The 12092-nt window shown below is 64.0% G+C and carries 14 protein-coding genes; 9 read left to right on the top strand and 5 right to left on the bottom strand.

The features are described from left to right. Positions 1-140 precede the first annotated feature (140 nt). From ACQY4Y_RS07750 to ACQY4Y_RS07740, 3 genes are read right to left on the bottom strand one after another with little or no spacing between them, the layout of a single operon-like run. Positions 141-419: a hypothetical protein gene (locus tag ACQY4Y_RS07750; protein WP_428489977.1), complete on the bottom strand. Its 279-nt coding sequence runs from the start codon at positions 417-419 to the stop codon at positions 141-143. A 20-nt stretch (positions 420-439) separates the two neighbouring features. Then, complete coding sequence (locus ACQY4Y_RS07745; protein WP_428489976.1) at positions 440-862, bottom strand: MaoC/PaaZ C-terminal domain-containing protein; 423 nt, start codon at positions 860-862, stop codon at positions 440-442. An 11-nt stretch (positions 863-873) separates the two neighbouring features. After that, a complete protein-coding gene (locus ACQY4Y_RS07740; protein WP_428489974.1) occupies positions 874-1356 on the bottom strand; it encodes an FAS1-like dehydratase domain-containing protein in 483 nt (160 codons plus the stop codon). A gap of 63 nt (positions 1357-1419) precedes the next feature. Here ACQY4Y_RS07740 and ACQY4Y_RS07735 point away from each other — a divergent pair, with 63 nt between their 5' ends. The 9 genes from ACQY4Y_RS07735 to ACQY4Y_RS07695 all read left to right on the top strand — a co-directional run bounded on the left by ACQY4Y_RS07735 (position 1420) and on the right by ACQY4Y_RS07695 (position 9071). Next, complete coding sequence (locus ACQY4Y_RS07735) at positions 1420-2232, top strand: metallophosphoesterase family protein (protein WP_428489973.1); 813 nt, start codon at positions 1420-1422, stop codon at positions 2230-2232. A 68-nt stretch (positions 2233-2300) separates the two neighbouring features. Then, positions 2301-2549 carry a hypothetical protein gene (locus ACQY4Y_RS07730; RefSeq protein WP_428489972.1) on the top strand — a complete coding sequence of 83 codons (249 nt, stop codon included), beginning with the start codon at positions 2301-2303 and terminating at the stop codon, positions 2547-2549. Then, positions 2549-3019, top strand: a complete 471-nt coding sequence (locus tag ACQY4Y_RS07725; RefSeq protein ID WP_428489971.1) for a nucleoside deaminase — start codon at positions 2549-2551, stop codon at positions 3017-3019. Before ACQY4Y_RS07730 ends, ACQY4Y_RS07725 begins: the two co-directional genes overlap by 1 nt. 342 nt (positions 3020-3361) lie before the next feature. After that, positions 3362-5065, top strand: a complete 1704-nt coding sequence (atzF, locus tag ACQY4Y_RS07720) for an allophanate hydrolase (RefSeq protein ID WP_428489970.1) — start codon at positions 3362-3364, stop codon at positions 5063-5065. A 2-nt stretch (positions 5066-5067) separates the two neighbouring features. Further along, complete coding sequence (locus tag ACQY4Y_RS07715) at positions 5068-5250, top strand: DUF4089 domain-containing protein (RefSeq protein WP_428489969.1); 183 nt, start codon at positions 5068-5070, stop codon at positions 5248-5250. Then, positions 5247-6632 carry an AtzE family amidohydrolase gene (locus tag ACQY4Y_RS07710; protein ID WP_428489968.1) on the top strand — a complete coding sequence of 462 codons (1386 nt, stop codon included), beginning with the start codon at positions 5247-5249 and terminating at the stop codon, positions 6630-6632. Before ACQY4Y_RS07715 ends, ACQY4Y_RS07710 begins: the two co-directional genes overlap by 4 nt. Positions 6633-6635: 3 nt before the next feature. After that, the gene (hpxZ, locus tag ACQY4Y_RS07705; protein WP_428489967.1) at positions 6636-7019 is read left to right on the top strand and encodes an oxalurate catabolism protein HpxZ; all 384 of its coding nucleotides are present in this window, start codon (positions 6636-6638) and stop codon (positions 7017-7019) included. 176 nt (positions 7020-7195) lie between these two features. Beyond that, a complete protein-coding gene (gene hydA / locus ACQY4Y_RS07700; protein WP_428489966.1) occupies positions 7196-8644 on the top strand; it encodes a dihydropyrimidinase in 1449 nt (482 codons plus the stop codon). Between the two features lie 13 nt (positions 8645-8657). Further along, positions 8658-9071 (top strand): DUF3830 family protein, encoded by a 414-nt coding sequence (locus ACQY4Y_RS07695; RefSeq protein WP_428489965.1) that lies wholly within the window; start codon positions 8658-8660, stop codon positions 9069-9071. A 13-nt stretch (positions 9072-9084) separates the two neighbouring features. Here the strand turns inward: ACQY4Y_RS07695 and ACQY4Y_RS07690 are convergent, their stop codons facing one another. Both ACQY4Y_RS07690 and ACQY4Y_RS07685 read right to left on the bottom strand, forming a co-directional pair. Beyond that, positions 9085-10407, bottom strand: a complete 1323-nt coding sequence (locus ACQY4Y_RS07690; protein WP_428489964.1) for an AAA family ATPase — start codon at positions 10405-10407, stop codon at positions 9085-9087. A gap of 210 nt (positions 10408-10617) precedes the next feature. Further along, a complete protein-coding gene (locus tag ACQY4Y_RS07685) occupies positions 10618-11934 on the bottom strand; it encodes an ATP-grasp domain-containing protein (protein WP_428489963.1) in 1317 nt (438 codons plus the stop codon). Positions 11935-12092 lie beyond the last annotated feature (158 nt).

The raw sequence follows: 12092 nt of genomic DNA, 5'->3' as shown, positions 1-12092 counted from the left end.
TTGTCTGGGCCGGATCAGCCGGCTCGGAAAAATGCTGTGAGTTCACCGCGGATATGAGCAACCGATCGGCGGCCGCGGTCAGCCGGCGCTCCAGTCCTGAAAACACCGAGCGAAAGTGCCGAAACGACCGAGCCGAATACCTATCGTCGCGTAGGTCGAGCCATCAGTTGATAACGTTCGGCGCGGAGACGCTCCGTGCTGGCCTGTTGTTCGGCTTGAACAGCGCCGTCATAGTCGCCGTCCGTGATCCGCGCCTGCGCCTCCAACTCAGCCCAGCGGGCGGCATCGCGATCGGCGGCAGCGGCCGCGCCCGGGTCGGCGGTACTCGGGCCGGCCGCGCCGGTATTTTCAGCCGCCGGTTCGGCGAAAGCCGGTATCGCCAGCAGCATCAGGATCGTAATGGCGGTGGACACACGCATCGGCTTCTCACCCCAGTACACTACGGATCGATGCGAGCGCTTGCCGAACCCGCAACGACCTCCTTGCCGTCCTGGTTCGTGGTCGACAACGTCAGATCGACGTAGTGCTGGCCGCCTTCCTGACGCATCGCTACCACCGTGGCCTTCGAATCCAAGGTGTCACCTGGCCAGACCTGATTGGTGAACCGCACGCCAAAGTTTGTCAGCGTACCGTCGCCGACATAGTTGGTCAGCATTTTTCCGGTCAGCCCCATGGTCAGCATGCCATGGGCGAACACGGTGGGATAGCCGGCGACCTGGGTCGTGTAGACCTCGTCCGAGTGCAGCGGATTATAGTCGCCAGACGCGCCGGCGTATTGCACGATCTGGGTGCGAGAAAGATTCTCCACCACGCGCTCGCTATGGGTGTCGCCAACCTTCAGGGCGGATGCTTTCAGTGCCATGATGGTTCCCCTCAGCCCTGGTCTACGGGACGTTCGGTAGTGACACCGACGCCGCGAGCAGTGATCACCAGTTCGCCTTTCTGGTCGCGGTATTCGGTGATCCGCTCCCGGAAGGTCAGCTTGCCGGCGCGCTTGCTCTCCTTTTCCCAGGTCTTTCCGGGCTTGGTCTCCACGCTGAGCACGTCGCCGGGGCGGACGTGGCGATGAAATTCGAAGTGCTGTTCCGCATGCAGGCCGCCTGATGAGGTGGGCTTGCCCTCGATCCCGGTCGGCCCCTTGGCGGAACCGAACCATTTTTCCCCCGGCTTGGGGCGCAAATGGTAATCGGGGTCGAACTGCGCGACCGCCTGGGCAAAGCTCGGAGGGGCAATGATACCGCGCGCTTCGGTATCTTTCGCCGCCGACGCGTCGTGATAAACGGGATTGCTGTCGCCAACCGCACGCGCGAACATCATGATGTGACTCGCTTCCACGGGGAAAGTGATTTTGGCCAAGGGTTCCCTCCGATTGCTTCGACCTAGACAGGTTAGCAGGCTTCCCAAAAGAAGAAACAGCCGGTGAGGCGACCGCTGCGCCGCCCCGCGATGCGCGCCGCCCTGGATGCCGCCGCGATCCCGACTTTCAGCGGCCCACGCCAGATGGCGGCGTCGGCCGAGACCATCCGCTTCATGCGCGCACCCGGCCGGCTGCAACGCGGCCGGCGGGTCTACGCGATTGGCGACATTCACGGTTGCCGGGACCAACTGGTCGCGCTGCACCGCTTGGTCGCAGCGGATTTCGCGGGCCGCCCGGCCGCCTCCGCGGTGCTGGTGTATCTCGGCGACTACATCGATCAAGGTCCCGACAGCGCCGGCGTCGTTGACCTGCTGTCCGCAGGATCACCGGTCCCAGGGATCGCGGTCATCAATCTGCTGGGCGACCACGAGCGGATGCTGCTCGATGCGCTGGATGGCGACCGCGCAGCGGCAACCGACTGGCTGTGGGCTGGCGGCAAGCAGGCGTTGCCGAGCTGGGGTCTCGATCCCGAGCTGCCGCGCGACCAGTGGGAAGCCGCGCTGCCGCCGGCACACCTGGCCTGGTTGCGCGGCCTGGCACTGACCCACCATGAGGGAAACTATCTGTTTGTCCACGCCGGCATCCGCCCGGGCGTTCCGCTGGCACAGCAGTCGCGGGACGATTTGACAACGATACGGCACCCGTTCCTCTCCACCGAGCAGGATTTCGGCAGGGTGGTCGTGCATGGACACTCGTCCAGCCCGTCGGTGCCGATCGCCGCCAACCGCATCGGCCTGGACACCGGCGCCGGCATCGGCGGCAAGCTGACCTGCGCGGTGCTGCAGGACGACGTGGTGGGCCTGTTGGCGGTCTGAGATGGGCGATACAATCTACCTCCGTCTGGGATCGGCGGCGTCGGGCGCCACATGATGTGGACACGACCATGACCGTGCTGGAGCTGAATTTCGAGATCGCCGCGGCCGCTCTGGAGCGCCCCAGTTTACCGGCGCTGAGGCTGATCAGATCGGTAATCAAGCGCGTCCGGTTCTACAGTTGCCTGGGCATCGCCACGGACGGACTCATCTGCCCGATCGGGCCGGCCGGCCTGCAAGCACGAACCCAGGCCCCAGCGATCGAGCGAAGCCGCGGCGGCTGCGTCTGTGCCCCCGTTGGGCCACCGGCACGCAACTGATGGCCGCAGCGAACCACATGCGCCGAGCGATCGAACTGTCACTGGAGATGATGCGCTCGGGGCGCGGCGGACCTTTCGGTGCCGTCGTGGTCAAGAATGACCAGATCATCGCCGAGGGATTCAATCAGGTGACCTCCAGCAATGATCCGACCGCGCACGCCGAGGTGGTGGCGGTTCGCCGTGCCTGCCAGGCACTGTCGACGTTCGATCTGACCGGGTGCGAGATCTACACCAGTTGCGAGCCCTGCCCCATGTGCCTGGGCGCAATCTACTGGGCGCGGTTTTCGAGGATCTACTACGCAAACGATCGCTACGACGCCGCGAAGATCGGCTTCCGCGACGATTTCCTTTACCAGGAGATCCGAATGCCGCCGCGGCAGCGATCGATCCCGGCAAAGCGGCTGTTGCGGGCCGAGGGCCGCGCGGCGTTCGAGGAGTGGGATCGCAAGTCGGACAAGATCCCGTATTGAAGCCGCACTTCGAATGCCGGGCCGTTAAGAGTATCGTTACGCCAACCAGGTAGTGTCGGGTGAAATGACTGCAGATGCAAACGTGACGACAGGTGACAGCGTGGCTGCAGCCAAAGAACCGCCACGGTTCCCCAGGACGCCTCGTGGTCCGCGGTCTTCGTCCGTGTTATCCTAAAGAGGATATCCGGCACTTGCGCCCGCCAGGCCATAAAAGCTGAAACACGACGCTTCGCTCTCGGAACCACCGCCAATGACTCGAGCCCTGCTCCAGATGATCAAAGCCGGAACGATCTATCGAGGTTACACCGAAATTCGGCATCTTGACGGCGTTCAGGTGGCCGCTTGACGCCGGTGCGGATGGCACAGGCGGCAATCGCCGCCGACCGCGCCCACGCCGATCCAGCGATCTGGATTGCCCGCCGGTCCGACCGGGCCATTCTGGCGGACGCCGCCGCACTGGAAGCCGAGGGGCCGCTCGGCCGTCCCCTTTGGGGCATGCCGTTCGCGGTGAAGGACAATATCGACATCGCTGGAATGCCGACCACCGCGGCCTGTCCAGGATTCTCTTACTTACCGGCAACGGACGCTCCAGCAGTGCGCCGCCTGCTGAATGCAGGGGCGCTCCTGCTGGGCAAGACCAATCTCGATCAGTTTGCTACCGGTCTGGTCGGGACCCGCAGCCCGTATGGCGTGCCACGCAATGTGTTTGACCCTGAGCGAGTCCCCGGCGGATCGTCGTCGGGATCGGCGTGCACCGTGGCGGCCGGCATTGCTCGCTTTGCGTTGGGCACCGATACCGCCGGATCGGGGCGCATTCCTGCGGCCTTCGGCAATATCGTCGGCCTCAAGCCAACTGTCGGCAGCGTTTCCGCCCGCGGGATGGTGCCGGCATGCCGCTCGCTCGACACTATCTCGATATTTGGCCGTTCGGTTGATCAAGCGCTGGAGGTGCTGCGGGTGATTGCCGGCTTCGACGTCGACGATCCTTACTCACGCCAGGCACCGCTACCGTATCTGCGGCGCTGCGGCAGCATCGGGCGCGTCGCGATGGCCGACGTCGCCGAATTATGTGAACCGGACGTCGCGGCTGCCTATCGAGAGGCCGGAACATTCCTGAGCGCAGTCTCGATCGATGTTGGTCTATTCCTGAAAATCGCTGATCTGCTCTACGAAGGTCCTTGGGTCGCTGAGCGCAGCTCGGCATTGCGTTCGGTGATTGGCCGAAACCCGGACGTGCTATATCCATCCACTCGAAAGATCCTGGAACTCGGGCTTCAACGTCTGGCGGTCGATGCATTCGACGCTTTCCATCTGCTCAGGCAGGCGCGACGCCAGGCAGATTTGTTGTTTGGCCAATACGATGCGCTGCTGCTGCCCGCCGCACCCTTTTGTCCATTACTGGCCGAGGTGGCCGCCAATCCAATCGGACCCAACCAGCGCCTCGGCACGTTCACCAATTTTGCCAATCTGTGCGACATGGCTGGGTTCGCCGTGCCGATCGGTTTCGCACCCGACGGTTGCCCCGTCGGCGGCGTGCTGCTGGGACCGGCTTGGTCCGAGGGCCGACTCGCCCCCGTGGCTGACGCGCTGCATCGGCGATTTGGCCCGACAGTCGGTGCCACCGGCCAGGCGCTGCCGGCCGCCGCGCAACCCGATCCTTTGGCGACGGATGAGACTGCGCTATTCTGCATCGGCGCGCATATGGCCGGTCTGCCGCTGAACCACCAGATCACCTCGCTCGGTGGGCGGCTGCTGCGACATGCCACAACCCAGCCGGTCTACCGGCTTTTCGTGCTCGACCACCGGCCCGGCTTGATGCGGGCGGCGGACGGAGGCGCGGTCGCCGGTGAAGTCTGGGCGCTGCCGACAGCGGCTATCGGGACGTTGCTGTCGCTGGTGCATCCACCGCTTGGTTTTGGCAGCGTGATGCTCGATCATGGCCCGTGCCTCGGCTTTCTGGCAGAACCGGCCGGGATCGGGAACGCGCCCGACATCACCCACCTGGGCAGCTGGCGGAATTGGCTGCGCAGCAAACCCACGGAGTGAACATGGAAGAAGCCGCCCTGGATGCCCTGATTGATGCCGGCACAGCGATCCTCGGTATCGAAGTCGAACCACAATGGCGCGCTGCGGTGCGTATGCATCTGGCGATCTCGCTGGATCATGCGGCCGTGGTGCTGGAAGCGCCTTTGCCCGACTTTCTGGACCCCGCGCCGGTGTTTCGTGCATGAACCCGTTCCGCAGCGCCGCTGAAACCGCCGCGGCTATCGGCGCCGGCCACGTCACCTCCGGCGCGGTGCTGGCCGAGTGCCTCGACCGGATCGACCGGTTGAACCCGATGCTGAATGCGTTCACCACGGTCACCGCGGATCGCGCTCGCGCCCGGGCGGCGGCGATCGACGCGTCGGGCGCGAAACCTGGTCCGCTCACGGGCGTACCATTCGCTGTCAAGAATCTGATCGATGTCGCCGGCCTTCCGACACTGGCCGGATCAAAGATCAATCACGATCATCCGCCGGCTACCGTCGATGCCCCCGTGATCACCCGGCTTGAGGCAGCCGGCGCGATCCTGGTCGGTGCGCTGAACATGGGCGAATACGCCTATGACTTCACCGGCGAGAACGCCCATCACGGACCATCGCGCAATCCGCACGATATCACACGCATGACCGGGGGATCGTCAGGCGGCTCTGGGGGCGCGGTCGGCGGCGGCCTGGTGCCGCTGACACTCGGATCCGATACCAATGGCTCGATCCGCGTGCCGGCCTCGTTTTGCGGTTTGTTCGGGCTTAAACCGACCTATGGGCGGCTGACCCGAGCAGGCAGTTTCGCATTCGTTTCCAGTCTGGATCATCTGGGACCGCTGGCGCGCAGTGTGGCCGATCTGGCGCTGGCCTATGACGCGATGCAGGGTTACGACCCGACTGACCCGGTCTGCGTCGATCGCCCGGCCGACCTAGTGGCCGGATCGATCCATCAAGGCATCGGCGGCTTGCGCATCGCCACAGCCGGCGGCTACTTCCAGGCTGGTGCCTCGGTGGATGCCCTGACTGCCCTGAATGCCGCGGTCGCGGCGCTTGATGCCTCGGAGATTGTGACGATTCCCGATACGCATCGCGCCCGTAGCGCGGCCTACATCATCAGCACGACTGAAGGCGCCGGATTGCATTTGCAACGCCTGCGCACCCGCCCTCGGGACTTCGACCCCGATGTGCGCGATCGACTGATCGCCGGCGCCCTGGTGCCGGCTGCGGCTGTGGTGCAGGCGCAGAAATTCCGCCGCTGGTACCGCGAACAGTTGCTGGCGTTGTTCCAGCACGTCGATGCCATCCTGGCGCCGGCAACCCCGACCGTGGCGCCACTGATCGGCCAAAAAAGCATCGTGCTTGATGGCCAGGAAATGCCGTTACGGCCAAATATCGGTATCTACACCCAACCGATATCGTTCATCGGCCTTCCGGTCGTCGCCGTGCCGATCCCCACCGCTTCCGGCCTGCCGATCGGCGTGCAGATCATCACCGCACCCTGGCGCGAGGACTTAGCGCTCCGCATCGCACGGGCGCTTGAAGCCGCCGGCGTCGCGAAAGCGCCGACACCGAAGCTGGAGCCCTGACCCGTGGACGTCAACTTGCCCGACGTCAAAGCCGAGGTAGAAGCCGCATTCGCGACCTACGAGAAGGCGCTGATGGCGAATGATGTCGATGGCCTGCAAGCGTTGTTCTGGAACAGCGCTCACACCATCCGCTATGGCATCGGCGAAAACCTTCATGGCTATGACGAGATCGGCAGGTTTCGCGCCGCGCGCTCAGCGGTCGGGCTGGCACGAACTACATCGCGCACCGTGATCACCACATTCGGGCGCGATTTCGCCACCGCCTCGACCCTGTTCCAGCGACCGACGCTTCCGGGCAAGGTCGGGCGGCAAATGCAGACTTGGGCACGGACGCCGGATGGTTGGCGGGTGGTGGCCGCTCATGTCAGCGTCATTGACTTGCCGTGACCGCGCCGGCGGTGTCCCGCTGGCCATCCCGACACAGTACGCGAATCGCGATCAGCACAGCGTATTGCCGAACCGATGCCGTGCGCGGTCTACCCCCGGGCTGGACATCACCGGCCGTGTTCGGCGACACAATGCGGCGGGAAAAGCGCTGCACTCAAGGTCAGGGGACGCCTGTCATGGCTGATTACGATCTGGTGGTTGCCGGCGGCACGGTAGTCACCCCGGCGGATATGTTCCAGGCTGATGTCGGTGTGGTCGGGGAAAAGATTGCCGCGATCGGGCTAGGATTGCGCGGTGAACGCACACTCGATGCGCACGGTCTGCTGGTCATGCCGGGCGGTGTCGACTCGCATTGCCATATCGAGCAGTTGCAGGCCGGCGGTGGCGCCGACGAGGAGAGTTTCATCAGCGGCAGCACCTCGGCGCTGGCCGGGGGAACCACCAGCGTGATCACCTTCTCCACTCAGTTCAAAGGTCACGACATCCTGCAGCCGCTGGCCGAATATCGCCGCCGCGCCGCCAAGGCGATGGTGGATTACAGCTTCCACCAGATCATTACCGACCCGACGGATGACGTGATCTTCAACCAGGTGCCGCAAGTGGTCGCCTCCGGCGTGCGCAGCCTGAAGGTTTTTCTCACCTACGATCCGCTGCATCTGGACGACCGCCAGTTCATTCGCGTCCTGGCCGCGGCACGCCGCGCCGGCGCCCTGGTCACGGTGCACTGCGAGAACTATGAGGCGATCCGCTGGCGCTCCGCGGCGCTGCTGGCGGATCGGCGCACCGCCCCGAAATATCATGCCTGGTCGCGGCCCAGCATGGTAGAGCGGGAGGCAGCCCACAGAGCGATCGCATTGGCCGAGATGGTCGACCAGCCGATCCAGATCTTCCACGTCTCCTGCCCCGAAGTGGCCGAAGAAATCGCTCGGGCCAAGGCCCGCGGACTCAAAGTCTGGGGCGAGACCTGCCCGCAATATTTCGTTCTTTCAGAGAACGATATGGATCGCCCAGGGTTCGAGGGCGCGAAGTTCATGTGCAGCCCCGCGCCACGCGACGCAGCGGCACACGAAGGGTTGTGGCGGATGATCCGCGATAACGTGCTTGATGTAGTCTCATCGGACCATAGCGGCTGGAGTTATGAAACGCCCGTGGGCAAACGGGTGCACGGCACCGCTGCCGCGTTCAACGAGATCCCGAACGGCGTGCCGGGACTGGGTTCGCGCCTGCCGATCCTGTTCAGCGAGGGGGTTTCCAAGGCGCGCTTCAATGCCTGCGACTTTGTGCGGCTGACCGCAACCAACCCGGCACGCCTGTTCGGGCTGTATCCTCGCAAAGGCACCATCGCACCGGGATCGGACGCCGACCTCGTGTTGTGGAACCCAGACCAGAGCGTCAAAATCACCAACCGTCTGATGCAGCACGTCATTGACTACACGCCGTATGAAGGACTGGATGTCGTCGGCTGGCCGACCTGCACCATCCGCCGCGGCGAGGTGGTGATGCAAGACGGTATCGTGCAGGCCGAAGCAGGCAGCGGCCGGTTTTTGCCGCGCGCGCCGTATGACCAAATCAAACCGACCGGCAACCTGCCGTTCGGTTTCGATGCAAGTGCCTTCCTGGTCTGACCGAGAACCCAGCATGACCCTGATTGACATCACCGCCGGCCCGTTCAACTTCAAGGCTCGATTCGAGGACCAGAACGCAGCGAAGACCTGCGCGAAATTCCGCTCTCTGCTGCCCTATCGCGAGCGGATCATTCACGTTCGGTGGAGCGGTGAAGGGTGCTGGATTCCGCTGGGCGAGCTCGATCTCGGCCTGGGGTTCGAGAACCATACAAGCCATCCAGCGCCGGGACAGTTCCTGTTGTATCCGGGCGGGATTTCCGAAACCGAGATCCTGCTCGCCTATGGCGGTGTACAGTTCGCGAGCAAAATGGGACAATTGGCCGGCAATCATTTTCTGACCGTTGTCGAGGGAAATGAAAATCTGGCCGCGCTGGGCAAAATGGTGTTATGGCAGGGCGCTCAGGCGATCGAGTTCAAGACCCCCTGAGAAAAAAGCCGGGCTAGCGGCCTTCGAGCTTGTTCAGCAAAGCGCCGGCCTGCGGATCACCAAGCGCCAAGGCTTTGCTATACCATTCGACAGCGCGCGCGGGATCGGACGATTGACCGGGTGACGCATAGCCCGGGTCATAGGTCTTCGCCAAGGCCGTCGCCGCAGGCGCGTTGCCTGCTTCTGCGGCGCGTTGATACAGCAATCTGGCGGCAGCGACGTCGCCCAGGGCCACTGCCTCGTCACCGCGCTTCATCAATGCAGCCATCAACGCGGGCGGCAGGGTCTCGACTGGCTTCGTGGCCGGCGGCGACGTGGTGGCGGCAATCGGGTGCGGAGGGGCTCGTGGTGCGGACACGGCGGGCAATGGCCGTTCATCCCGGCCGCTCAATCCCCTGTAGAGAAATACCGAAGCACCCAGCACCAACAACCCAATGGCGGCAAACTGCGCGCCGCGCGCCGCGGTGGCGGAGAACTCGATCGGTTCGCGCTGGGGCCGCGGCGGCGCGGTCGGCCCGGTTACCGAGGCGACGGTCTTCGCCGTGATCATCGAATCGCCCCGGGCGAAGCCTGCCATCAGCACCGCCTCCATCAGCCGGCCGATGGCGACGGGCACGCCGCCGGATCGCGCGATCAATAGCTTCATGGCGTCAGTATTGATCAGCCGCCGGGTGGTGCCCCCGGAAATCCAGAGTGAGCGCTCAATGTATTGCTGCACCTCGAACGGCGCGAGCCGCGGCAGGCGAAGAGTGTTTCGTGCCAAACCGGCAAGCTCGGCAAGGTCTGGCCGCTCTGAAGCCGCCGTTACGTCTCCCGAACTCGCCACCACGAGCGCCGGACTGCCGGATTGACTTGGGATGCGTTGCGCCAGCGAGATCAGCGAACGAACGCAATCCTGCGGCATCAGGTCGACGTCGTCCAGCAACAGGGCTTTACGCGGCGGTGCCAGAAACTGTGTGATCGCATCCTCAGTTGATGTCCCCTCGGCTCCAGGGCGGCCTTGAAGTGCCGAAACCAATTGCATCAGGCTGATACGCCCGTTCGGGGGTCGCGATACGACGACGGTTCGCAGGTCCGATTGTTTGGCCACCGACGCCGCGGCAGCGCGCAGCGTTTCGGTCTTGCCGATGCCTTCCTCACCCTGCAGCACGATGAGCCCGCTGCCGCGGACGACGTGATCGATCAGCGCTTCGATGACGCGCCGATGGGAATTGAACAGGATATAGGTCGCGCTGTCTGACGCCCCGCCGAACGGCGGCTTCGCCAGCCCATAGAGGTCAAGATAGTTGGTCGGCGCACCGGATTCGGCCGCGGCCGGCGCCCGTTCCGCCACCATCGTGGTTTTCATCAAGTTCGGTGAGCGGCGCATGTCGCGTTCTACGAATATGACAGGGGCCGCATCATAGTGCGTGTCGGGGCGAGTCGCCAGCAGTCACTCACTGAATTGTGAGTCTGGTCAATCGAAAGCCACAGGGCTAACCTCGACAAGGTCTATTGTGCCGATATAGTAACGGCACAGTGCGGTCGATCAAGAGCTTTTATTACTTCATCCATTCATCTTCAACCAGGCCCGGCGAAGCACCCGCAGCGCCCAGTATCGTTCCCGCCTCTCCGGCTTCATCAGCAGCCTTACCAGGTCCCGGTGCTGCCACGGAACATCGTGATACTCGGTGTTCATCAGGTGGTTGGCCGGGTCCTCACGCCAGGTATCGGGGAAGAACACCACGATGTCCTTGTTCGTGCATGGGGGGCGTTCGCGCACCGGCCTGGCGGCGAGCATAGCCACCATGGCCTCGGCAAGATCGCGTCCGGCACCCAGGCGCAACGCGCAGATCGGGGTGTTACGAGGATTCATCTCGATCAGATAAGCGGCGCCAGTCGCGGCTTCGATCATGAAGTCGAAACCGATCATCCCGGACAGGCCGAGTGCCCGTACCACGCGTTTGGCTGCGTCGATCATTTCAGTGTTGTGGATGATACGCGCGACCGTCGACGGACCTGTCGCCGACGACGTCGCCACTGACTCCGCGCACACTGCCGCCAGTACCTGACCCTGCCAACAGGCGACCCCGATATTGGCCGGCCAGCCATCGACATAGCTTTGAGCCGACATCGCCGGGCGTTCCCGCCGCAGCCAGGAACGGATCCCGAAGTGATTGCCTTCCAGCAGTGACTCGCGCACTGCCAGGCGTCCGCTGGACCGCCGGGTCATCTGGACGAAGGCATCCTTCGCCGCCGATCCGTCCGAGATGATTCGCACCCCGAAGCCAGCCCAACTCCCGTCGGCCTTCAAAACGAACGGCGCCGCGTAACCCGCCGTCCAACGATCGACGTCGCCGATCGTGCGCAACGGCATCGACGTCGGCACCCGCACACCCTGCCGTTCCGCAACGGCAAGAAGCGCGGCGCGCGAGGTAATGGTTGCAAAATTCTCCCCCGGCGCGGTGGACCCTTCGATCAACCGCTTCACCGACGCGTGCCGGGTGTCGCGCCAGATCGCGTGCAGGTCACGCACCGTGCGTTCGTCGCAGGGGATCACCATGTCCGGCCGGAGCCGCAGCAGGGCGCGTTCCAGGGTCAACCGCGGCGCCATCGCACGATAGATCAGTCGATCGGACAGAAGACTCAGCGCCTTGGCCGGGTGATTGTTCGGCCCGATCAGGCTGACCCGCGCACCGGCGTCGTGCAGTTCGATCGCCAGACGCGCGGTCGAAGGCAATTGTCCCGTCGTCGCCAACAGAATATGCGGCTCACCGGTCGGTTTGCCATCGGGTAATGCGCGATCCTCAACCGACGCAGCAGCTTCCGGCACAAACGCGCGAGCGGTGAAGTCGGCGGTAAATTGCGCTGGCAAATCTCGCATGTCACCGCCATCATTTACAAGTGAGTTACTGGACAAAGCGAGATCCGTTCTACGATCAGAGTTTATGTTGCCCGCGCATCAGAACACCACAGTCGCAACGGCAAGAAAAGCATTTCCAACTGCGATGATCTGCTTGTGATGACTCAATTCACATCGCG

Source organism: Rhodopila sp. (assembly GCF_965277165.1).
Taxonomy (GTDB): Bacteria; Pseudomonadota; Alphaproteobacteria; order Acetobacterales; family Acetobacteraceae; genus Rhodopila.
The sequence above is the reverse complement of the archived record's forward strand: the minus strand, read 5'-3'. Positions and strand labels throughout refer to the sequence as shown.